Source organism: Micromonospora sp. CA-111912 (assembly GCF_050948415.1).
Lineage (GTDB): Bacteria > Actinomycetota > Actinomycetes > Mycobacteriales > Micromonosporaceae > Micromonospora.
Window position 1 is genome coordinate 2,299,984 of the sequence record NZ_CP192007.1, and the last position, 25,517, is coordinate 2,325,500.

General features: G+C 75.7%; 3 protein-coding genes. All 3 read left to right on the forward strand.

Annotation, left to right across the window (positions count from 1 at the left end; all coding sequences use genetic code 11):
- Positions 1 to 18 precede the first annotated feature (18 nt).
- From ACQPZO_RS09795 to ACQPZO_RS09805, 3 genes are read left to right on the forward strand one after another with little or no spacing between them, the layout of a single operon-like run.
- Positions 19 to 10,974, forward strand: a complete 10,956-nt coding sequence (locus ACQPZO_RS09795) for an SDR family NAD(P)-dependent oxidoreductase (RefSeq protein WP_433348990.1) — start codon at positions 19 to 21, stop codon at positions 10,972 to 10,974.
- Between the two features lie 36 nt (positions 10,975 to 11,010).
- Positions 11,011 to 16,005: a type I polyketide synthase gene (locus tag ACQPZO_RS09800; protein WP_433348992.1), complete on the forward strand. Its 4,995-nt coding sequence runs from the start codon at positions 11,011 to 11,013 to the stop codon at positions 16,003 to 16,005.
- A gap of 46 nt (positions 16,006 to 16,051) precedes the next feature.
- Positions 16,052 to 25,498, forward strand: coding sequence for a type I polyketide synthase (locus tag ACQPZO_RS09805; RefSeq protein WP_433348994.1), 9,447 nt, complete (start codon positions 16,052 to 16,054; stop codon positions 25,496 to 25,498).
- The last annotated feature ends 19 nt before the right edge of the window (positions 25,499 to 25,517 follow it).

Consider the following 25,517-nt stretch of genomic DNA (forward strand, 5'->3'; position numbering starts at 1 on the left):
ACAAGGAGTGCGCGGTCCATGGCTGACGAGGCGAAGCTTCTCGACTACCTCAAGCGGGTCACCGCCGACCTGCACCAGGTGCGGCAACGCCTGCGCGAGGTGGAGGCCGGCGAGCAGGAACCGGTCGCCATCGTCTCCATGAGCTGCCGCTTCCCCGGCGGCGTGCGGACGCCGGAGGACCTGTGGGAGGTCGTCGCGTCCGGCCGGGACGTGATCACCGACTTCCCGTCCGACCGGGGCTGGGACCTCGGCTCCCTGTACGACGCCGACCCCGGGCGGGTCGGCACCTCGTACACCCGGCAGGGCGGCTTCGTGCCCGAGCTGGCCGACTTCGACCCGGGCTTCTTCGCCATCTCCCCCCGGGAGGCCCTGGCGATGGACCCCCAGCAGCGGTGGCTGCTGGAGGCCTCCTGGGAGGTCCTGGAGCGGGCCGGCATCGACCCGCACTCGCTGCGCGGCAGCCGCACCGGGGTCTTCGCCGGCAGCACCGGCCAGGACTACGGCGGCGTGCTGATGGGCGCCGCGCAGGGCCTGGAAGGCCACCTGATGACCGGCAACGCCGGCAGCGTCGTCTCCGGCCGGATCTCCTACACCTTCGGGCTGGAGGGCCCGGCGGTCACCATCGACACCGCCTGCTCGTCGTCCCTGGTCGCGCTGCACCTCGCCGGTCAGGCGCTGCGCCAGCGGGAGTGCACCCTGGCCATCGTCGCCGGGGTCACCGCCATGTGCACGCCGGCGGCCTTCGTCGAGTTCTCCCGGCAGGGCGGCCTCGCCGAGGACGGCCGGTGCAAGGCGTTCGCCGCCGCCGCCGACGGCACCTCCTGGTCCGAGGGCGTCGGCGTGCTGCTGCTGGAGCGGCTGTCGGACGCCCAGCGCAACGGCCACCCGATTCTCGCCGTGGTGCGGGGCAGCGCCGTCAACCAGGACGGCGCGTCCAACGGCCTGAGCGCCCCCAACGGGCCGTCCCAGCAGCGGGTGATCCAGCAGGCCCTGGCCAACGCCGGCCTCGCCGCCGGCGGCGTGGACGTGGTCGAGGCGCACGGCACCGGCACCCGGCTCGGCGACCCGATCGAGGCGCAGGCGCTGCTGGCCACGTACGGGCAGGACCGGGGCGACTCGGGCCCGCTGCTGCTCGGCTCGGTGAAGTCGAACCTCGGGCACACCCAGGCCGCCGCCGGCGTCGCCGGGGTGATCAAGATGGTGCTGGCGATGCAACACGGCGTCGTCCCGCCCACCCTGCACGTGGACGCCCCGACCCCCGAGGTGGACTGGGACGCCGGCGCCGTCGAGCTGGTCACCGAGGTCACGCCGTGGCCGGCGGTGGCCCGGCCGCGCCGCTCCGCGGTGTCGTCGTTCGGGGTGTCCGGCACCAACGCGCACATCATCGTCGAGCAGGCCCCCGCCGTCGAGGCCGCGCCGGCCGACGTCGCGCCGACCGTCGAACGGCCGGTCGTGCCGGTGCCGGTGTCGGCCCGGGACGCCGCCGCGCTCGCCGCGCAGGCCGGCCGGTGGGCCGCCTGGCTGGACGCCGACCCCGACCTGAGCCCGCTCGACGTGGCCTTCTCGTCGGTCACCTCGCGATCCGCCCTGGACAGCCGCGCCGTGGTGCCGGCGACCGGCCGCGACGACCTGATCGCCGGGCTGCGGGCGCTGGCGGCGGGGGATCCGTCGGGCACGGTGGTCGCGGGTCAGGCGGCTGACCGGGGGACGCTCGCGGTGCTGTTCTCCGGCCAGGGCGCGCAACGCGCCGGCATGGGACGGGAGTTGTACGGGTACTTCCCAGGGTTCGCCACCGTGCTGGACGAGGTGTGCGCCGGGCTGGACCCGCTGTTGCCGCAGCCGTTGAAGCCGGTGCTGTTCGCCGAGGAGGGCACCGCCGAGGCGGGCCTGCTGGACCAGACCGTGTTCACCCAGGCCGGCCTGTTCGCCGTCGAGGTGGCCCTGTTCCGGCTGATCGAGTCGTTCGGGATCGCGCCGGACCTGGTCGGCGGCCACTCGATCGGCGAGATCACCGCCGCCCACGTGGCCGGCGTGCTGTCCCTGGCCGACGCGTGCGCCCTGGTGGCGGCGCGGGGCCGGCTGATGCAGGCGTTGCCGGCCGGCGGCGGGATGCTGGCCGTGGCCGCGCCGGAGGCGGACGTGGCGGCCAGCCTGAACGGGCTGACCGACCGGGTCGGCATCGCGGCCGTGAACGGCCCGTCGGCCGTCGTGGTGTCCGGCGCGGTCGACGCCCTCGACGAGCTGGAGCAGGCGTGGCGGGACCGGGGCGCCCGGACCCGCCGGTTGACCGTCAGCCACGCGTTCCACAGCCCGCTGATGGAGCCGATGCTCGCCGAGTTCCGGGCCGTCCTGGGCACCCTGAGCTTCGCCGCGCCGACGCTGCCCGTGGTGTCGAACCTGACCGGCGCGCTCGCCGACGCCGAGGAGATCCGCACCCCCGAGTACTGGGTGCGACACGTCCGCGAGGCCGTCCGGTTCGCCGACGGGGTCACGGCCCTGCGGGCGGCCGGCGCGGGCACGTTCCTGGAGGTCGGCCCGCAGAGCGTGCTGACCGCGATGGCCGCCGACGTCCTGCCCGACGAGGACGGCGTGCTCGCCGTCGCCGCCCAGCGCAGGGACCGGCCCGAGACCCACGCCCTGCTCGCCGCGCTGGCCGAGCTGCACGTGCACGGCGTCCCCGTCACCTGGCAGCCGTGGTTCGCCGAGACCGGCGCGCGGCGGGTCGACCTGCCGACGTACGCGTTCCAGCACCAGCGGTACTGGCCCGAGGCCGGGGCCGGGTGGACCGGTGACATCACCGCCGTCGGCCTGCGCCCCGCCCAGCACCCCCTACTCGGCGCCGCCGTCGGCGTCGCGCACGCCGAGGGCTTCCTGTTCACCGGGCGGCTGGCCCGGCGCACCCACCCGTGGATCTCCGACCACGTCGTTTTCGACACCGTGCTGCTGCCCGGCACCGGCTTCGTCGAGCTGGCCCTCCAGGCCGGCGCGCACGTCGGCGCCGACCACGTCCGCGAGCTGACCCTGGAGTCGCCGCTGATCCTGCCGGAGACCGGCGGCGTCGACATCCAGCTCTGGATCGGCCCGGCCGACGAGACCGGCTGCCGGACCGTCTCCCTGCACTCCGCCGCCGACGGCGAGCCCGCCGAGGGCACCGGCGAGCGGCCCTGGACCCGCAACGCCAGCGGCGTCCTGGCCGGCGGCCCGGCGACCCCGGGCGGCCCGCCGGGCTGGTCCGACCTGACCGCCTGGCCGCCCCCCGGCGCCACCGAGGTCGGCACCGACGACCTGTATCTGAACCTCGCCGCCCAGGGCTACGACTACGGCCCGTCCTTCATCGCGCTGCGCTCCGCCTGGCGGCGCGGCGACGACCTGTTCGCCGAGCTGGCCCTGCCCGAGACCCCGGCCGCCGAGGCCGGCGGGTACGGCCTGCACCCGGCCCTGCTCGACGCGGCCCTGCACACCCTCGGCCTCACCACGCCCGCCGGCGAGCCGTCCGGCGCGGACATGCCCCCCGGGTACGGCCGGCTGCCGTTCTCCTGGAACGACGTCGCCCTGCACGCGGCCGGCGCGGCGGCGGCCCGGGTCCGTGTCTCGCACACCGGCACCGACAGCGTCTCCCTGCTGCTCGCCGACGTCACCGGCGCGCCGATCATCTCCGTCGGCTCCCTCGTGCTGCGGCCCGTCTCCGCCGACCAGCTCCGGGTCGCCGGGGGCGGCGGCACCGAGTCGCTGTTCCGGATCGAGTGGGCCCCGCTCGCCCTGCCCGCCGGCCCGTCCACCGCCGGCTGGGCGGTCGTCGGCGACGCCGTCGGCCTCGCCGACGCCGTCGCCGCCACCGGTACGGCCATCGCGGCGTACCCCGACCTGACCGCCCTGGCCGCCGCGCTCGACGAGGGCGCGGACCCGCCCGGCGTGCTGGTCGTGCCGTTCCTCGACCCGCCCGCGTCGACGGACGTGCCCCGCGCCGTCGCCGAGGTGACCCACCGGGCCCTCGCCGTGCTCCAGCGGTTCCTCGCCGACGACCGGTACGCCGACTCCCGGCTGGTCGTGCTCACCCGGGCCGCCGTCGCCACCGACGCCGATGCCGACCTGACCGACCTGGCCGGCGCCGCCGTCATCGGCCTGCTCCGCTCCGCCCAGTCGGAGAACCCCGACCGGTTCGTGCTGGTCGACGTCGACGACGCGACCGGCTCGGCCGCCGCCCTGGTCTCGGCCGTGGGCACCGACGAGCCGCAGGTCGTGATCCGTTCCGGCGTAGCCGCCGGGGCCCGGCTCACCCGCGTTCCGGCCCTCGCGGAGCCGTCCGCCGCCCCGTTCGACGGCGACGGGACCGTGCTGATCACCGGCGCCACCGGCACCCTCGGCCAGCTCATGAGCCGGCACCTGGTGACCGTGCACGGCGTCCGGCACCTGATCCTCACCAGCCGGCGCGGCCTGGCCGCCGAAGGCGTCGCCGAGCTCCGCGCCGAGCTGCAGGCGCTGGGCGCGACCGTCACCGTCGCCGCCTGCGACGTCGCCGACCGGGACGTGGTCGCGGCGCTGCTCGCCGGCATCCCGGCGGAGCACCCGCTCACCGCCGTCATCCACGCCGCCGGGGTACGCGACGACGGCGTCATCTCCTCGCTCACCCCCGAGCGGATGGACGGCGTGCTGCGGCCCAAGGTCGACGCCGCCTGGAACCTGCACGAGCTGACCGCCGGCCTCGACCTGAAGGCGTTCGTCTCGTACTCGTCCCTCGCGGCCACCGCCGGCGGCCCCGGCCAGGGCAACTACGCCGCCGCCAACGCGTTCCTCGACGGGCTGGCCCACCACCGCAAGGCGCACGGTCTCGCCGCCCTCACCCTCGCCTGGGGCCTGTGGGCCGACCGCAGCGGCATGACCACCGAGCTGGACGACGTCCACCTCAACCGGATCTCCCGCTCCGGCGTCGCCGCCATGGAGGCCGAGGAGGGCCTGGCCCTCTTCGACGCCGCCTGCCGCACCCCCGACGCCGCGCTCGTCCCGGCCCGCCTCGACCTCGCCGCGATGAAGGCGCAGTTCGCGGGCGGCGCCATCCCGCCGCTGTACCGGGCGCTGATCCGCACCCCCGCCCGCGCCGCCGCCGCGGCCGGCACCGGGGCGTCCCTGGTCCAGCAGCTCGCCGCCCTCGGCGACGCCGACCGGGTCGCCGCGCTCGTCGAGATCGTCCGGGGCCAGGCCGCCGCCGTGCTCGGCTACCCCGACCCGGCCGCGATCGAGCCGCGCCGGGCGTTCAGCGAGTTCGGTTTCGACTCGCTCACCGCCGTGGAGATGCGTAACCGGCTCAACAACGCGTTCGGCATGCGACTGCCGGCCACCCTCGTCTTCGACTACCCGAGCCCGCACGACCTGGCCGTCCACCTCGGTACGGAGATCGCCGGCACCCCCGTGCCGGTCCGGCCCACGACCGCCACCGTGGCCGTCGGCGACGACGAGCCCCTCGCCATCATCGGCATGGCCTGCCGGCTGCCCGGCGGGGTGTGGTCGCCCGACGACCTGTGGCGGCTCGTCGTCGACGGCGTCGACGCGATCACCGATCTGCCCACCGACCGGGGCTGGGACCTCGACACCCTGTACAGCCCCGACCCGGACGCCAGCGGCACCTTCTACGCCCGGGGCGGCGGCTTCCTGGGTGGCGTCGACCGGTTCGACCCCGGCTTCTTCGGCATCAGCCCCCGCGAGGCGCTGGCCATGGACCCGCAGCAGCGGCTGCTGCTGGAGACCACCTGGGAGTCCTTCGAGTCCGCCGGGATCGACCCGGCCACCGTGCGGGGCAGCAGCACCGGCGTGTTCGTCGGCACCAGCGGCCAGGACTACGGCTCGCTGCTGGCGTACTCGCCGGAGGCCGCCGAGGGCTACATGCTGACCGGGATGACCAGCAGCGTCATCTCCGGCCGGGTGGCGTACACGTTCGGCCTGGAGGGGCCGGCCGTCTCCCTCGACACCGCCTGCTCGTCGTCCCTGGTCGCCCTGCACTGGGCCGGCCAGGCGCTGCGCCGCGGCGAGTGCGACATGGCCCTCGCGGGCGGCGTGATGGTGATGGCCACCCCGACGGCGTTCGTCGAGTTCTCCCGGCAGCGCGGCCTCGCCACCGACGGCCGGTGCAAGTCGTTCGCCGCGTCGGCGGACGGGACCGGCTGGTCCGAGGGCGTCGGCATGCTCCTCGTGCAGCGGCTCTCCGACGCCCGCCGGCAGGGCCGCCAGGTCCTCGCCGTGGTCCGGTCCTCCGCCATCAACTCCGACGGCGCGTCGAACGGCCTCACCGCCCCCAACGGCCCCTCGCAGCAGCGGGTGATCCGGCAGGCCCTCGCCACCGCCGGGCTCACCACCGCCGACGTGGACGTGGTCGAGGCGCACGGCACCGGCACGACGCTCGGCGACCCGATCGAGGCGCAGGCGCTGCTGGCCACGTACGGCCAGGACCGGCCCGCCGACCGGCCGCTGCTGCTCGGCTCGATCAAGTCCAACATCGGCCACGCCCAGGCCGCCGCCGGCGTCGCCGGGGTGATCAAGGTCGTGCAGGCCATCCGGCACGGGATGGTGCCCGCCACCCTGCACGTCGACGAGCCGTCCCCGCACATCGACTGGACGGCGGGTGCCGTCTCGCTGGTCACCGAGGCCACCCCGTGGCCGGCCGTGGACCGGCCGCGCCGGGCGGCGGTGTCGTCGTTCGGCATCTCCGGCACCAACGCCCACGTGATCATCGAGCAGGCCGACGAGCCCGCCGAGGTCGTCGCCCCCGTCGCCCACCCGGGGTCGGTCGCCTCGGGCGTGACGGTGTGGCCGGTGTCGGCCCGGTCCAGGGCCGCCCTCACCGGCCAGGCCGCCCGCCTGGCGTCCTACGTGCGCGAGCACGACGGCCTCGACCCGGCGGCGGTGGGCTGGTCCCTGACGGCCACGCGCGCGGTCTTCGACCAGCGGGCCGCCGTGGTCGGGTCGACGGTCGAGGAACTGCTGACCGGCCTGGACGCCCTCGCGGCTGGTGCGCCGGCCGGTAACGCGGTGTCGGGTTCGGCGTCCGGTCCCGGCGCGGGTCCGGTGTTCGTGTTCCCGGGTCAGGGCGCCCAGTCGGCGCGGATGGCGGCGGGCCTGGTGGGTCGGACGCCGGTGTTCGACGGGCGGCTGGCGGAGTGTCAGCGTGCCCTGGCCCCGTATCTGGACGTGGACCTCGTCGCGGTGCTCACGGGTGAGGATGAGTCGTGGTTGGACCGGGTCGAGGTCGTGCAGCCGGTGCTGTGGGCCGTCGGGATCGCTCTGGCGGCGGTGTGGCGGCATGCGGGGGTTGCCCCGCAGGCGGTCATCGGTCACTCGCAGGGTGAGATCGGCGCGGCCTGCGTGGCCGGGATTCTGTCCCTGGGCGACGCGGCGAGGACGGTTGCCCTGCGTTCGCGTGCGCTGGCGGTGTTGCGGGGGACGGGGGCGATGGCGTCGGTGGACCTGTCCGCTGATGCGGTGACCGCCCGCCTCGCGCAGTTCCCCGGGGTGGGCGTCGCGGCCGTCAACGGCCCGGGCACGGTGGTCGTCTCGGGTCCGCCGCAGCCGGTGGCGGACCTGGTGCAGGCGTGCACCGACGAGGGGCTGCGGGCCCGGTTGATCCCGGTGGACTACGCGTCGCACTCGGCGTCGGTGCAGGACGTCGCCGAGCAGCTCCGGGCGGACCTGGCCGACGTGACCCCGCAGGCGGGCGACGTCCGGCTCGTGTCGACGTTGACCGGGGACTGGGTGGATCCGGCGAGCATGACGGCCGACTACTGGTACGACAACCTGCGCCAGACGGTGCAGTTCGACGCCGCCGTGCGGGTGGCGATCGCTGCCGGGCACAGCACGTTCGTGGAGATCAGCCCGCATCCGGTGTTGACGATGCCGGTGACGGCGATCCTCGACGACGCCGGCATCACCGGGCACACCCTGGGCAGCCTGCGCCGGGGCGACGACGACGCGGTGCGGCTGTTGACGAACCTGGCCACCGCGCACGCCATAGGCCTGCCCGTCGACCTGACGAACGTGCTCGCGGAGACCGACGTGGTGCCGCTGCCCACGTACGCCTTCGAGCACCAGCGGTTCTGGGTGGACCCGCCCGTGCACCGGGCGCAGGACGTCGCCTCCGCCGGCCTCCAGGACGCCGGGCACCCGCTGCTCAGCGCCGCCCTCACCTTCCCCGACAGTGAGCGGATGGTGTTCACCGGGCGGCTGTCGGTGCGTACCCACCCGTGGCTCGGCGAGCACCGGGTGATGAACAACATCCTGCTGCCCGGCACCGCGTTCGTGGAGCTGGCGACGTACGCCGGCGAGCAGGCCGGCTGCCCGACGGTGGAGGAGCTGACCCTGCTCGCCCCGCTGGTCCTGCCCGAGCTGGGCTCCCTGCAGGTGCAGCTCTCGGTCGGTGAGCGCGACGACGACGGCCGGCGCGGCGTGCAGCTGTACTCCCGGCCCTACCGGGACGGCTCGGACGAGATCCTCGCCGACGTGGCCTGGACCTGCCACGCCACCGGACTGCTCGCCCCGCAGCCGGCCGACGCGCCCGCCTTCGACCTGGGGGTGTGGCCGCCGCCCGGCGCGACCCGTGTCGAGTCCGAGGACTTCTACTCCGGCATCGAGGCGACCGTCTTCGGGTACGGTCCGGCGTTCCGCGGCCTGCGCGCCGCGTGGACCCGCGGCGACGAGGTATTCGCCGAGGTGGAACTGCCCGCCGACCACCACGCCGAGGCGGGCCGGTTCGGCGTGCACCCGGCGCTGCTCGACGGCGCGTTGCAGGCCATGTCGATCGGCGGCTTCCTCGGCCGGATGGGCGACGGGGCCGACGCCACCGCGCCCCGGCTGCCGTTCGCCTGGACCGGGGTCTCCCTGCTCGCCGCCGGGGCCACCGCCCTGCGGGTCCGGGTCGCCGCGGCCGGCGAGGTCGGGGTGGCCTTCCAGGTGGCCGACGCCACCGGCGCCCCGGTGCTGCACGTCGACTCGCTGATCATGCGGCGGGTCTCCGGCGACTCCCTGGGCGCGGCCCGCTCCGGCCGGCACGAGTCGCTGTTCCAGGTGGACTGGCCGGCGCTGCCGGTGCCCACCGGCCCGGTCCCGGCGGCCACCCGCTGGGTGGTGCTCGGCGGCGACGACCTCGCCCTCAGCGCCGCCTGCGAGTCGGCGGGCGCGCGGGTGCGCGCCGACATCGACCTGGACTCCCTCGGCGACCTGCTCGCCGGGGGCGAGCCCGCGCCCGAGGCGGTCGTCGTTTCGGTCGGCGGCCCCGCCGACGACGACGCGGACCCGGCCCTCGCCGCGCAGGCGCGGGCCACGACGCACCGTACCCTCGCGGCGTTGCGGACCTGGCTCGCCGACGACCGGTTCGCCGGGTCCCGGCTCGTGCTGGTCACCCGCGACGCGGTCGCGGCGGGGGAGCAGCCGGCGGTCAACCTGCGCCAGGCCCCCGTGTGGGGCCTGCTGCGCACCGCCCAGCTCGAACACCCCGACCGGTTGCAGCTCGTCGACCTCGACGACGAGCCGGACAGCCGGGCCGCCCTGGCCGCCGCGATCGCCTCCGGTGAACCGCAGCTCGCCGTACGGGCCGGACAGGTCCGCACCCCGCGCCTCGGGCGGGTCCCGGCCGGGACGGAGCCACTGCCCGGCGGCATCGACCCCGACGGCACCGTGCTGATCACCGGCGGCACCGGCGTGCTCGGCCGGATCCTGGCCCGGCACCTCGCCACCACCCACGGCGTGCGGCACCTGCTGCTCGCCGGCCGGCGCGGCGCGGCGGCCGAGGGGATCGCCGACCTGGTCGCCGAACTCGCCGACGCCGGTACGGAGGTGACCGTCGCCGCCTGCGACGCCGCCGACCCGGACGCCCTGGCGGCGCTGCTCGCCGGGGTCCCCGCCGCGCACCCGCTGACCGCCGTGGTGCACGCCGCCGGCGTCCTCGACGACGGGGTGCTGGAGTCGATGACCCCCGACCGCGTCGACGCGGTGGCCGTGCCGAAGATCGACGCGGCCTGGCACCTGCACCGGCTCACCGAAGGGCTGGGCCTCGCGGCGTTCGTGCTGTTCTCCTCGGCGGCGGCCACGCTGGGCAGCGCCGGCCAGTCCAACTACGCGGCAGCCAACGCCTTCCTCGACGCCCTCGCCGCGCACCGCCGGGCCCGGGGGCTCGCCGGCATCTCCCTCGCGTGGGGCCTGTGGGAGCAGGCCAGCGGCATGACCGGTCACCTCGCCGACGCCGACGTGCGGCGCATCACCGAACAGGGCGCCGCCGGCCTGGCCACCGCGCAGGCGCTGGACCTGTTCGACGCCGCCTGGCGGCTGGACGCGGCGGCGGTCGTACCGATGCGGCTGGACGTCGGGACGCTGCGGGGCCAGGCGGAGTCCGGCGCCCTCGCGCCGATGCTCCGCGCCCTGGTCCGGGTGCCGATGCGCCGCTCCGTCGACGCCACCGGCGCCCGTGCCGGCGGGGTGTCGCTCGGCCAGCGGCTCGCCGGACTGGCCGGCCCGGAGCGGCTGAAGGTGGTGCTCGACGTGGTCCGGGCCAACATCGCCGCCGTCCTCGGCCACGCCGGCGCCGACGCGGTCGACCCGGGCCGGCTCTTCACCGACCTGGGCTTCGACTCGCTCACCGCCGTGGATCTGCGCAACCGGCTCAACGCCCTGTCCGGGCTGCGGCTGCCGGCGACGCTGGTCTTCGACTACCCGACGCCGAACGCGCTGGCCGAGAAGCTGACCAGCGAGATCGCCGCCGACTCCGCGCCCTCCACCCAGCCCATCTTCCAGGGCATCGACACCGTGGAGAGCCTGCTCAACTCCATCCCGCTCGATCCGGTGGCCCGGGACCGGTTCACCGCCCGGATGCAGGACCTGCTCGCTAAGGCGTCCGACCTGGCCGCCGGGCCCGCCGCCGAGGACCGGCCCGATCTCGACTCGGCCAGCGACGACGAGATCTTCGACTTCATCAGCAAAGAGTTTGGAATCTCCTGAGATGACCGACTTCCGGATCGAGGCAGGTGTGACCCGATGAGCGACGACAAGCTGCGGTACTTCCTCAAGCGGGTCACCGCCGACCTGCACGACACCAGGCGCAAGCTGCAGACCGTCGAGGCGCGCGACCAGGAACCCCTGGCCATCGTCTCGATGAGCTGCCGCTTCCCCGGTGGCGTCCGGTCGCCGGAGGACCTGTGGGACCTCGTCGCCGACGGCCGGGACGCCCTCACCGAGTTCCCGGGCGACCGGGGCTGGGACCTGGAGTCGCTCTACGACCCGGACCCGAACAAGCCGGGCAAGAGCTACACCCGGGTCGGCGGGTTCCTCGCCAACGCCGGTGACTTCGACCCGACCCTGTTCGGCATCTCGCCGCGCGAGGCCCTGGCCATGGATCCGCAGCAGCGGCTGCTGCTGGAGACGTCCTGGGAGGCCGTCGAGCGGGCCGGCATCGACCCGCTGTCGCTGCGCGGCAGTTCCACCGGCGTCTTCGTCGGGCTGAGCACCTCCAACTACGGCATCGGGCTGCCGAACGTGCCCGAGGGCGTCGACATGTACCTCGGCACCGGCAACACCACCAGCGTCGCGTCCGGCCGGATCTCGTTCACCCTCGGCCTCAACGGCCCGGCCGTCACGGTGGACACCGCCTGCTCGTCGTCCCTCGTCGCCCTGCACCTCGCCGTGAACGCGCTGCGCCGCGGCGAGTGCGACCTCGCCATCGCCGGCGGCGTCACCGTGATGGCCACCCCCGGCGTCTTCGTCGTCTTCTCCCGGCAGCGCGGCATGTCCGTCGACGGCCGATGCAAGGCGTTCGCGGCGGGCGCCGACGGCACCGGCTGGGGCGAGGGCGGCGGGGTGCTCGTCGTGGAGCGGCTCGCCGACGCCGAGCGCAACGGCCACCCGGTGCTCGCCGTGATCCGGGGCAGCGCCCTCAACCAGGACGGCGCGTCCAACGGGCTCACCGCCCCGAACGGCCCCTCCCAGCAGCGGGTCATCCGGCAGGCCCTGGCCAACGCCCGGCTCGGCACCGCCGACGTCGACATGGTGGAGGCGCACGGCACCGGCACCACCCTCGGCGACCCGATCGAGGCGCAGGCGCTCATCGCCACGTACGGGCAGGACCGCCCCGCCGACCGGCCGCTGTGGCTCGGCTCGGTGAAGTCGAACATCGGCCACACCCAGAGCGCCGCAGGCGTCGCCGGGCTGGTCAAGATGGTGATGGCGCTGCGCAACGGCGTCATGCCGGAGACCCTGCACGTCGACGAGCCGTCCCAGCACGTGGACTGGACGGCCGGGGCGGTGTCGCTGCTCACCGAGTCGAAGCCGTGGCCGGAGCTGGACCGTCCCCGTCGCGGCGGCGTCTCCTCGTTCGGGGTGAGCGGCACCAACGCGCACGTGATCCTGGAGGAGTACCGGCCCCGCGTCGCCGGCCCGGACACCGTCGACGGGGAGGAGGCCGTCGAGGCAACCGTAGTCGAGCCCGCGTACCGGCCCGGCCTGATCGGCTCCGACGTGACGATCTGGCCGGTGTCGGCCCGGTCGAAGGCCGCCCTCGCCGGCCAGGCCGCCCGGCTCGCGCGGCACGTGCGCGAGCACGGCGACCTCGCCCCGGCTGCGGTCGGCTGGGCCCTGGCCACCACCCGGTCCACGTTCGACCACCGCGCCGCAGTGGTCGGCGCGGGCGCCGAGGAGCTGCTGGCCGGGCTGGACGCCCTGGCCGCCGGCCAGCCGGCCGGCAACCTCGTCACCGGCACGGTCACCGGCTCCGGCGCCGGTCCCGTGTTCGTCTTCCCCGGCCAGGGCGCCCAGTCGGCGCGGATGGCCGCCGGCCTCGTCGGCCGGGCCCCCGTGTTCGACGCGCGGCTCGCCGAGTGCCAGCGGGCCCTCGCCCCGCACCTGGACGTGGATCTCGTCGCGGTCCTGACCGGTGAGGACGAGTCGTGGTTGGACCGGGTCGAGGTGGTGCAGCCGGTGCTGTGGGCCGTCGGCATCGCCCTCGCCGCCGTCTGGCGCGCGGCCGGCGTCGTCCCGGACGCCGTGGTCGGCCACTCGCAGGGTGAGATCGGCGCGGCCTGTGTCGCGGGGATCCTGTCCCTGGACGACGCGGCGAAAACGGTTGCCCTGCGTTCCCGAGCCCTGGCGGTGCTACGGGGTACGGGGGCGATGGCGTCGGTGGACCTGTCCGCCGATGCGGTGACCGCCCGCCTCGCGCAGTTCCCGGGGGTCGGGGTGGCGGCCGTCAACGGCCCGGCCACGGTGGTCGTGTCGGGTCCGCCGCAGCCGGTGGCGGACCTGGTGCAGGCATGCACCGACGAGGGGCTGCGGGCAAGGTTGATCCCGGTGGACTACGCGTCGCACTCGGCGTCGGTGCAGGACGTCGCCGAGCAGCTGCGCGCCGACCTGGCCGACGTGACCCCGCAGGCCGGTCACACCCGGCTCGTGTCCACGCTGACCGGGGACTGGGTGGACCCGGCGAGCATGACCGCCGACTACTGGTACGACAACCTGCGGCAAACCGTGCAGTTCGACGCCGCCGTCCGGGTCGCGATCGCGGCGGGGCACTCGACGTTCGTGGAGATCAGCCCGCACCCCGTGCTGACCATGCCGGTCACGGCGATCCTCGACGACACCGGCACGACCGGGCACACCCTGGGCAGCCTGCGTCGGGGTGACGACGACGCGATGCGGCTGTTGACGAACCTGGCGACCGCGCACGCCATCGGCCTGCCCGTCGACCTGACCGACGTCCTGCCCGGGACCGACGCGGCACCGCTGCCCACGTACGCCTTCGACTACCAGCGGTTCTGGCTGGACGGCAGCGGCGGCCCCGACCTGGAGAGCCTGCTCCAAGCGGCGGCCGACCCGAGCGACGCCAGTTTCTGGGCCGCCGTGGAACGCGGCGACCTCACCGCCCTCGCCGAGACCGTCGCCACCGAGGACACCCCGGTGGAGGAGGCCTTCGACGCGTTGCTCCCGGCCCTGCCGCTGCTCACCTCGTGGCGTCGGCAGCGGCGTCGGCAGTCCGACATCGACAGCTGGCGCTACCAGGACACCTGGAAGCCGCTGCCGGGCGTCGCCAACCGGGGCATGACCGGCACCTGGGTCGTCGTCATGCCGACCGGCGACATCGTCGAGCCCTGGCAGGACGCCTGCGTCGAGGCGCTCACCGGGGCCGGCGCGACCCTCATCCCGGTGCCCGTCTCCACCCCCGACGTCGACCGCGACCTGCTCGGCAAGCTGCTGCGGGAGGCGCTCACCGCCGCGCCGGGCGGCGACGGCGAGGCCGTCGAGGTGACCGGCGTGGTCTCGCTGCTCGCCTTCGACGAGCTGGTCCACCCGCTGTACCCGTCGGTGCCGGGCGGCTTCGCCGCCACCGTCGCGCTGTTCCAGGCCCTCGGCGACATCGGCCTGCGCGCCCCGATGTGGAGCATCACCTCCGGCGCCGCGTCCGTCGGCCGAGCCGACCTGCTGCGCTCCCCGGTGCAGTCGCTGGTCTGGGGCTTCGGCCGGGTCGCCGCGCTGGAGCACCCGGAGCGCTGGGGTGGCCTCGTGGACCTTCCCGAGGCCGTCGACGAGCGCTCCGCCGGCCTGCTGGTCGCGGCCCTCACCACCGCCGGGGAGGAGGACCAGATCGCGGTACGCCCCGGCAGCGTCCTCGCCCGCCGGCTCACCCGGGTCCCGCTCGGCGACAGCCAGCCCGCGAGCCCGTGGCAGCCGTTCGGCACGGCGCTGGTCACCGGCGGCACCGGCGCGCTCGGCGGGCACGCCGCCCGCTGGCTGGCCCGCAGCGGCGTGGAGAACATCCTCGTCGTCAGCCGGCGGGGCCTGGCCGCGCCGGGCGCGCAGCAGCTCGTCGACGACCTCACCGAGCTGGGCGCCCAGGCCGCCGTCGTCGAATGCGACGCCTCCGACCGGGACGCACTGGCCGACCTGATCGACGCGATCCCCGCCGAGTACCCGCTCACCACGGTCGTGCACGCCTCCGCCGTGCTGGACGACGCGATGATCAACGACATCCGGCCGGAGCAGATCGAGCGGGTGCTCCAGGCCAAGGTCGACGTCGCGTACAACCTGCACGAGCTGACCCTCGACCTGGACCTGTCCGCGTTCATCATGTTCTCGTCCTTCGCGGGCAGCGTGGCCAGCTCCGGCGTCGGCAACTACGCCCCGAGCAACGCGTTCCTCGACGCGCTCGCCCAGCACCGGCGCGGCCTCGGCCTGCCCGCCACCTCCATCGCCTGGGGCGCCTGGGCCGGCGGCGGCATGGCCGACGGGCCGCTCGGCGAGCTGCTGCACCGGCACGGCGTACCCGAGATGACCCCCGAGGCGGCCATCGCCGCGCTGCACCAGGCCGTGGACCACAGCGAGGGGTTCCTCACCATCGCCGACATCGCCTGGGAGCGGTTCGCCGTCGCGTTCACCGCCACCCGGCCGGGTCCGCTGATCGGCGACCTGCCGGACGTCCGCCGGCTCGCCACGGCCGAGACGGTCGCCGGCGTGGAGGCCGGGGACGGCCCGGAGACGTTGCAGGACCGGCTCGCCGGGCTGCCCGCCGCCGAGCGGCTCGCCGTGCTGCTCGGCCTGGTGCGTAGCCAGGTCGCCGCTGTGCTCAACTACGCGTCCGCCGAGTCGGTGGACGAGCACCGGGCGTTCCGGGAGCTGGGCTTCGACTCCGTCACCGCCGTCGAGCTGCGCAACCGCCTCGGCTCGGCCACCGGGGTGGCCCTGCCGGTCACCCTGGTCTTCGACTACCCGACCCCGACGACGCTGGCGGAGTACCTCTTCGCCGAGGTCGCCCACGACGACGTGGTCACCCCGACCGTCCTCCTCGACGACCTCGACCGGATCGCCGACAGCCTCGACGTGGTGGCGCGCGACGAGGCGGCGCGGGTGCGGGCCACCGTACGGCTCCAGGCGATGCTCTCCCGGCTCGGCCAGGCCAGCGGCGGCGAGAACATCGGCCGGCACCTCGACGACGCCACCGACGACGAACTGTTCGCGATGGTGGACAAGGACCTCGGCATTTCCTGACCTCGCTCCGGCTCTCTCCCGTCCCTCCCGAGGAAGCGGCACCCCGATGGCCAATGAAGACAAGCTCCGCGACTACCTCAAGCGGGTCATGGCTGATCTCCACGACACCCGCCGCCGACTCAGCGAGGTCCAGTCCCAGGAACTGGAGCCGGTGGCGATCGTGGCGATGAGCTGCCGGCTGCCCGGCGGGGTGCGCAACCCCGACGAGCTGTGGGAGCTGCTGCGGGACGGCCGGGACGCTGTCGCCCCCTTCCCCGCCGATCGGGGCTGGGACCTGGAAAGGCTCTACCACCCCGACCCCGACAACCCGGGCACCTCGTACGCCCGGGAGGGCGGGTTCATCGACGGGGCCGGGGACTTCGACTCCGCCTTCTTCGGCATCTCGCCCCGCGAGGCGCTCACCATGGACCCGCAGCAGCGGCTGCTGTTGGAGACGTCCTGGGAGGCGGTCGAGGCCGCCGGGATCGACCCGGCCACCCTGCGCGGCAGCCGGACCGGGGTGTTCGTCGGCACCAACGGGCAGGACTACGGCACCCTGCTGATGATGTCGCCCGACGGCGACGAGGGGCACTCGATGACCGGGGGTGCGGCGGCCGTCGCGTCCGGCCGGGTGTCGTACACCCTCGGGCTGGAGGGTCCGGCGGTCTCCATCGACACGGCCTGCTCGTCGTCGCTGGTGGCGCTGCACCTCGCGGTGCAGGCGCTCCGGGCGGGGGAGTGCGACCTGGCCCTGGCCGGCGGGGTGACCGTGATGGCCACCCCCGGCCTCTTCATCGGCTCCAGCCGGCAGCGCGCCCTCTCCCCGGACGGGCGGTGCCGGTCCTTCGCCGCCGCCGCCGACGGCGCCGGGTTCTCCGAGGGCGTCGGCTGGCTGATGGTCGAGCGGCTGTCGGACGCCCGCCGCAACGGCCACCCCGTCCTCGCGGTGGTCCGGGGCTCCGCCGTCAACCAGGACGGCGCGTCCAACGGGCTGACCGCGCCGAACGGGCCGGCGCAGCAGCGGGTGATCAGCCAGGCCCTCGCCTCGGCCCGGCTGTCCACGGCCGACGTGGACGTGGTCGAGGCGCACGGCACCGGCACCAAGCTGGGCGACCCGATCGAGGCGCAGGCGCTGCTGGCCACGTACGGGCAGGACCGGGGCGACTCGGGCCCGTTGCTGCTCGGCTCGGTGAAGTCGAACATCGGCCACGCCCAGGCAGCGGCCGGTGTCGCCGGGGTGATCAAGATGGTGCTGGCAATGCGGCACGGGATGGTGCCCGCCACCCTGCACGTCGACGAGCCGTCCTCGCACATCGACTGGACGGCCGGCGCGGTGGAGCTGACCACCGAGGCGCGGCCGTGGCCCGAGACGGGCCGGGCCCGGCGGGCCGCCGTCTCCTCCTTCGGCATCTCCGGCACCAACGCGCACGTGATCATCGAGCAGGCCGACGAGCCCGCCGAGGTCGTCGCCCCCGTCGCCCACCCAGGGCTGGTCGCCTCGGGCGTGACGGTGTGGCCGGTGTCGGCCCGGTCCAGGGCCGCCCTCGCCGGCCAGGCCGCCCGCCTGGCGTCGTACGTGCGGGAGCGTGCCGGCGTCGAGCCGGCGGCGGTGGGCTGGTCCCTGACGGCCACGCGCGCGGTCTTCGACCAGCGGGCCGCCGTGGTCGGTTCGACGGTCGACGAGCTGCTGGCCGGCCTGGACGCCCTCGCGGCGGGTACGCCGGCCGGCAACGTGGTCTCCGGCGCGGCGGCGGCCCCGGGCGCGGGCCCGGTGTTCGTGTTCCCGGGTCAGGGTGCGCAGTCGGCGCGGATGGCGGCCGGCCTGGTGGGTCGGACGCCGGTGTTCGACGCGCGTTTGGCGGAGTGTCAGCGTGCCCTGGCCCCGTATCTCGACGTGGATCTCGTCTCCGTGTTGACGGGTGATGACGAGTCGTGGTTGGACCGGGTCGAGGTGGTGCAGCCGGTGCTGTGGGCCGTCGGCATCGCCTTGGCGGCGGTGTGGCGGCACGCGGGCGTTGCCCCGCAGGCGGTCATCGGTCACTCGCAGGGTGAGATCGGTGCGGCCTGCGTGGCCGGGATTCTGTCCCTGGGCGACGCGGCGAAAACGGTTGCCCTGCGCTCGCGTGCTCTCGCGGTGTTGCGGGGGACGGGGGCGATGGCGTCGGTGGACCTGTCCGCCGACGCGGTGACCGCCCGCCTCGCGCAGTTCCCCGGGGTGGGCGTCGCGGCCGTCAACGGCCCGGCCACGGTGGTCGTCTCCGGTCCGCCGCAGCCCGTGGCGGACCTGGTGCAGGCGTGCACCGACGAGGGGCTGCGGGCAAGGTTGATCCCGGTGGACTACGCGTCGCACTCGGCGTCGGTGCAGGACGTCGCCGAGCAGCTCCGAGCCGACCTGGCCGACGTGACCCCGCAGGCGGGCGACGTCCGGCTCGTGTCCACGCTGACCGGGGACTGGGTGGACCCGGCGAGCATGACCGCCGACTACTGGTACGACAACCTGCGGCAGACCGTGCAGTTCGACGCGGCCGTCCGGGTGGCGATCACCGCCGGTCACCGCACCTTCGTGGAGATCAGCCCGCACCCCGTGCTGACCATGCCGGTCACGGCGATCCTCGACGACACCGGCACCACCGGGCACACCCTGGGCAGCCTGCGCCGGGGCGACGACGACGCGACCCGGTTGCTGACGAACCTGGCCACCGCGCACGCGGTCGGCCTGCCCGTCGACCTGGCGAACGTGCTCGCCGCCACGGCCACCGTCGACCTGCCCACGTACGCCTTCGACCACCACCGGTACTGGCCTGCGCCGTCGCTCTTCCTCGCCCGCGCCGACGACGAGCCGGACATTGACCAATGGCGCTACCGGGTCACCTGGGACGCCCTGCCCGACCTGCCGCTGGACCGGCTCGCCGGCACCTGGCTGGTCCCGGTTCCCGACGGGCTGGGCGAGGACCCGCTGGTCCAGGACGTGCTCTCCGCGCTCGGCAGCGTCGGCGTGGACGCCGTACCCGTCGAGGTGGACACCACCGCCGACGCGGCGGCGCTGGCCGACCTGCTGCGCGACGCGCTGCCCGACGATGGCCCCGCCTCGGTGCTGTCGCTGCTCGGCCTCGACGAGCGGGCCCACCCCGAACATTCCGCCACCACGCTGGGCGTCACCGGGACGGTCCTGCTCGTGCAGGCGCTCGGATCGCTCGACGTCGAGGCGCCGCTGTGGTGCGCCACCCGGCGGGCCGTCGCCGTCGACGCCGGGGAGCCGGCGCCGAGCCCGGCCGCCGCCGCCGTCTGGGGCCTCGGCCGCGCGGTCGCCCTCGAACACCCCGGCCGCTGGGCCGGCCTGGTCGACCTGCCGGACGTCCTCGACCCCTGGACCGGGGTGCGGCTCTGCGCGGCGCTCGGTGACAACGGCGGCGAGGACCAACTCGCCGTCCGCGACTCCGGGGTCTTCGCCCGCCGGCTCACCCGGATCACCGAGCCCGAGCCGACCGCGTCCGGCGAGCCGGCGGACGACGGCTGGCGGATGCGCGACACCGTGCTGATCACCGGCGGCACCGGCGGACTGGGCGGGCACCTGGCCCGCTGGGCGGCCCGCTCCGGCGCCGCGCACGTCCTGCTGGCCAGCCGGCGCGGCCCGGACGCCCCGGGCGCCGCCGAGCTGGAGGCGGAGCTGACCGACCTCGGCGTACGGGTCACCGTCGCGGCCTGCGACGTGACCGACCGGGCGCAGCTCGCCGACCTGCTGGCCACCGTCGACGGGGACGCCCCGGTGAGCGCCGTGCTGCACACCGCCGCCGTCCTCGACGACGGCATCGTGGACACCGCCACCCCGCAGCGCCTGCACACCGTCGCCGCCCCCAAGTGCGCCGCCGCCGTCCACCTGGACGAGTTGACCCGCGACCTGGACCTGGACGCCTTCGTGCTGTTCTCCTCGGTCGCCGGCACCACCGGCAACGCCGGGCAGGGCGCGTACGGGGCCGCGAACGCCTTCCTCGACGCCCTCGCCGAGCGGCGCCGGGCCGACGGCCTTCCCGCCCTCTCGGTGGCCTGGGGGGCGTGGAGCGGCGCCGGCCTGCCCGCCGACAACGAGCGCGCCCAGCAGCGGCTGCGCCGGGGCGGCATGGTCGGCATGGACCCCGACCTGGCAGTCGAGGCCCTGGCCCGGGCGCTGCGCCGGGGCGAGACCAGCACGCTGATCGCCGACATCGACTGGGGCCGGTTCGCCCCCGCCTTCACCCTGGTCCGGCCCAGCCCGCTGATCGGCGACCTCGCCGAGGTGCGCGAGGCGGCCCGGGAAATCACGGCGCAGGCCACGGAGGAGGAACCGGCCGCCCCGTCCGGGGCGCTGGCCCGCCGGCTCGCCGTGCTCACCCCGGCGGAGCGCACCGAGGCGCTGCTGGAACTGGTCCGCCAGTGCGCGGCGACCGCGCTGGGCTACGGCGCGGCCGACGACATCCCGGCCACCCGGCCCTTCCGGGACCTGGGCCTGGACTCGCTGACCGCGGTGGACATGCGCAACTTCCTGGCCTCCGCCACCGACCTGCGGCTGCCGGCGACGCTCGCCTTCGACTACCCGAACCCGACGGTGCTCGCCGTGCACCTGGACGAGCTGCTCACCGGGGTCGTCCCGGCCGTGACCGCCCTCGCCGCCCCCGCCGTGGCCGTCGACGACGACCCGATCGCCATCGTGGCGATGAGCTGCCGCCTCCCCGGCGGGGCGGACGACCCGGAGCGGCTGTGGCAGCTCCTCGCCGCCGGCGGCGACGCGATCGGCGAGTTCCCCACCGACCGGGGCTGGGACCTCGACCGGCTGTTCGACTCCGACCCGGAGAACGAGGGCACCAGCTACGCCCGGGAGGGCGGCTTCGTCGCCGGGGTCGCCGACTTCGACGCCGGCTTCTTCGGCATCAGCCCCCGCGAGGCCCTGGCCATGGACCCGCAGCAGCGGCTGCTGCTGGAGGCGTCCTGGGAGGCGATCGAGCGGGCCGGGATCGACCCGCAGGCGCTGCGCGGCAGCCCCACCGGCGTCTTCGTCGGCACCAACTACCAGGACTACCGGAACCTGATGTACAGCGCCGAGGGCGCCGAGGGACACCTGATGACCGGCAACGCCGGCAGCGTGCTCTCCGGCCGGGTGTCGTACACCCTCGGGCTGGAGGGGCCCGCCGTCTCGGTGGACACCGCCTGCTCCTCCTCGCTGGTCGCGCTGCACTGGGCCTGCCAGGCGCTGCGCCAGGCGGAGTGCTCCCTCGCCCTCGTCAGCGGCGTCACCGTGATGTCCACCCCCGGGGTGTTCGTCGGCTTCAGCCGGCAGCGGGGCCTGGCCCCGGACAGCCGGGTCAAGGCGTTCGCCTCCGCCGCCGACGGCACGAGCTGGGGCGAGGGCCTCGGCGTGCTGCTGGTCGAGCGGCTCTCCGACGCCCAGCGCAACGGCCACCCCGTGCTCGCGGTGATCCGGGGCAGCGCCGTCAACCAGGACGGCGCGTCCAACGGCCTCACCGCCCCGAACGGCCCCTCGCAGCAGCGGGTGATCCGGCAGGCCCTGGCCAACGCCGGCCTCACCCCCGCCGACGTGGACGCCGTCGAGGCGCACGGCACCGGCACCAAGCTCGGCGACCCGATCGAGGCGCAGGCCCTGCTCGCCACGTACGGGCGGGACCGGCCGGCCGACCAGCCGCTCTGGCTCGGCTCGATCAAGTCCAACATCGGGCACACCCAGGCCGCCGCCGGGGTCGCCGGCATCATCAAGATGGTCCTGGCCCTGCGGTACGGCTACCTGCCGCAGACCCTGCACGTCGACGAGCCGACCGACCAGGTGGACTGGAGCGTCGGCGCGGTCGAGCTGCTCGACGAGGGCCGGACCTGGCCGGTCACCGGCCGCCCCCGGCGGGCCGCCGTCTCCTCCTTCGGGATCAGCGGCACCAACGCGCACACCATCCTGGAGCAGGCCCCCGAGCTGCCCGTACCGGCCGAGCCGGCCGGGAACCCGGACCGGCTGCCGGTGGTGCCGGTGCTGCTGTCGGCGCGTACCGCGTCAGCGCTGGCCGCGCAGGCCGGTCCGTGGGCCGACCAGGTCACCGGGCCGGAGGCGCCGCCGATGGTCGACGTCGGCTGGTCGTCCGTGGTGTCCCGGGCCGCCCTGGAGCACCGGGCCGTCGTCCTCGCCGCCGACCGGGTCGCGTTGCGCACCGGGCTGCGTGCCCTCGGCTCCGGCGAGGAGTCGCCGCTGGTGGTCACCGGCGCGGTCGCGCCGCGGCCGAAGGTGGCGTACCTGTTCTCCGGGCAGGGCGCGCAGCGCGCCGGGATGGGCCGCGAGCTGGCCGCCGCGTTCCCGGCCTTCGCCGCCGCCCTCGACGAGGTCTGCGCCGCCCTCGACCCGCACCTGCCGGGACCGCTGCGGCCGGTGCTGTTCGCCTCGCCCGGCACCGCCGACGCGGAGCTGCTGGACCGCACCGAGTACACCCAGCCGGCGCTGTTCGCCGTCGAGGTGGCGCTGTTCCGGCTGCTGCGGGCGTGGGGCGTACGCCCCGACGCGGTCGCCGGGCACTCCATCGGCGAGTTCGCCGCCGCCCACGCCGCCGGGATGCTCAGCCTGACCGAGGCCGCCGAGCTGGTCGCCGCCCGGGGCCGGCTCATGCAGGCGCTGCCGGACGGCGGGGCGATGCTCGCGGTCGCCGCCGCCGAGGCCGACGTGCTGGCCTCGCTCGGCGACCGCGCCGACCGGGTGTCCGTCGCCGCCGTCAACGGTCCCGCCGCCGTGGTGCTGTCCGGGGCCGGCGACGCCGTCGAGGAGCTGGCCGCCGAGTGGTCGGCCCGGGGCGTACGCATCCGGCGGCTGACCGTCAGCCACGCCTTCCACAGCCCGCTGATGGACCCGGTGCTCGACGACCTCGCCGCCGTCGCCGCCCGGCTGGAGCAGCGGACCCCGACCGTGCCGATGGTCTCCACGGTCACCGGCGCGGTGGTCGACCCGGCGGAGCTGGCCAGCCCGGCGTACTGGGTGCGACACGCCCGCGACGCCGTGCGCTTCGCCGACGCCGTCACGGCCCTGCGAGTCCAGGGCTGCACCGGGTACGTCGAGATCGGCCCGGACGGGGTGCTCACCGCCCTCACCCAGGCAGTCCTCGCCGAGGGTGCCCCGGCCGGCGGCCGGGCCCCGCTGGTCGTGCCGACGCTGCGCCGGGACCGGCCGGAGCCGGCCGCCCTGCTGCGGGCCGTCGCCGCGCTGCACACCCACGGCGTCTCCCCGGACTGGTCCGCCCTGTACGAGGGCACCGGCGCCCAGCCGATGGACCTGCCCACGTACGTGTTCGACCGACAGCGCTACTGGCCGGAGCCACCGGACTGGGCCGCCCTCGTCCCCGCCGAGGACGACAGCACCGAGGTCGAGCGCCGGTTCTGGGCGGCGGTCGAGGCCGAGGACTTCGATTCGCTGACCCGCGAGCTGGACGTGGACCGCGACCAGCCGTTCGGGGCGGTGCTGCCGGCCCTGTCCGCGTGGCGGCGGCGCGGCCGGGAACGCTCGCTCGTGGACGGTGCCCGGTACCGGGCGGTCTGGGAGCCGCTGGCCGGCACGCCGACGGAGCAGGACGCCGGCCCCTGGCTGGTGCTGCTGCCCGCCGACCGGGCCGACGACCCGGATCTGAACGCCTGCACCTGGACCCTCGGCAGCGACGTGACGATCGTGCCCGTCGACACCGCCGCCGACCCCGACGAACTGGGCGGCCAGCTCGCCGACGTGCTCGGCGAGGCGCTCGCCGCGGCCGACGGGACGCTGTCGATCCTGTCCTTCCTCGGCCTGGACGACGCCCCGCACGCCGAGCACCCGGTGCTGCCCCGCGGCCTCGCCGCGACCGTGCAGCTCCTCCAGGAGCTCACCGACACCGTCGCGGCGGCCCGGCTGTGGTGCGTCACCCAGGGCGCGGTCGGCGTCGGCGACGGCGACGTGCCGGTCAACCCCCGCCAGGCGATGCTGTGGGGGCTGGGCCGGGTGGCCGCGCTGGAGCAGCCCGCCCGCTGGGCCGGGCTGGTCGACCTGCCCGCCACCCTGGAGAGCTGGACGGCGATGCGGTTCGGCGGCATCCTCACCGGCGGTGTGGGGGAGGACCAGCTCGCCGTTCGCGATTCCGGGGTGCTGGTCCGCCGGCTCGCCCCGGCCGTCACCGCCGGGGAGCCCGCGCCGTGGCAACCCCGGGGCACCGTGCTGATCACCGGCGGTACCGGGGCGCTCGGCGGGCACGTGGCCCGCTGGGCGGCCGGCGCCGGCGCGGAGCGGGTGGTGCTGACCAGCCGACGCGGTGCCGACACCCCCGGCACGGCCGAGCTGCTCGCCGAGCTGGACGCCCTCGGCGTCTCCGCCCGGGTGGCGCGGTGCGACGCCGCCGACCGGGCCGCCATGACCGACCTCGTCGCCGAGCTGCGGCGGGAGGGCCCGCCGCTGCGCGCGGTGGTGCACGCCGCCGGGGTCAGCGAGGTGGTGCCGCTGGCCGACACCACCCTGGAGGACCTCGCGTACGTCATCGCCCCGAAGCTGGCCGGTGCAGAGCTGCTCGACGAGTTGCTCGACGGCGTCGAGCTGGACGCGTTCGTGCTCTTCTCGTCGATCGCGGCGGTGTGGGGCAGCGGCGGGCAGGGCGCGTACGCGGCCGGCAACGCGTACCTGGACGCGCTGGCCGAGCAGCGGCGCGGCCGGGGCCTGCCGGCCACCTCGGTGGCGTGGGGGCCGTGGACCGAGTCGGGCATGTTCGCCGACGACGCGCCGGAACAGCTGCGTCGCCGTGGCCTGCGGGTGATGCCGCCGGGCGTGGCGATGGCCGGCCTGCGGCACGCCCTCGCCGCCGGGGACGTCTGCGTCACCGTCGTCGACGTCGACTGGGCCACCTTCCAGCCGTTGTTCACCGCGCTGCGGCCCAGCCCGCTGCTGGCCGACCTGCCGGCCGTGCGTGCCCTGACGGAGACCGTCGCCGACGGCCCCGCCCCGGCCGCCCCGGCCACCCGGGACCTGCTCGCCGGGATGCGCGCGCTGCCCGGCGAGGAACGGCGGGCGGCACTGCTGGAGATGGTGCGGGTGGACGCGGCGAAGGTGCTCGGCCACTCCTCCGCCGACGTGATCGAGACCGACCGGGGCTTCCTCGACCTCGGCTTCGACTCGCTGACCGCCGTGGAACTGCGCAACCTGCTCACCGCGGCGACCGGGCACGAGCTGCCCACCACGGTCGTCTTCGACTACCCGACCCCGGCCGGCCTGGCCGACCACCTCTACGAGGAGCTCTTCCCCGACGCGGGGGCGGCGGCCGGCGCCGACGGCGACGAGGAGTCCGTCCGCCGGGTGCTGGCCGCGATCCCGCTGGACCAGCTACGCCAGGCCGGGCTGCTCGACCAGCTGCTCCAGCTGGCCCGCGCGGCCGGACCGGTCGCGGGCGCGCCGGTGGCCGTCCCGGCCGCGCCGGAGGCCGAAATTCGCGAACTGGACGTCGCCGGTCTGGTCCGGATGGCCCTGGAAGGCTCCGACTCGTGACCCGGCTGGCCGCAAGGAG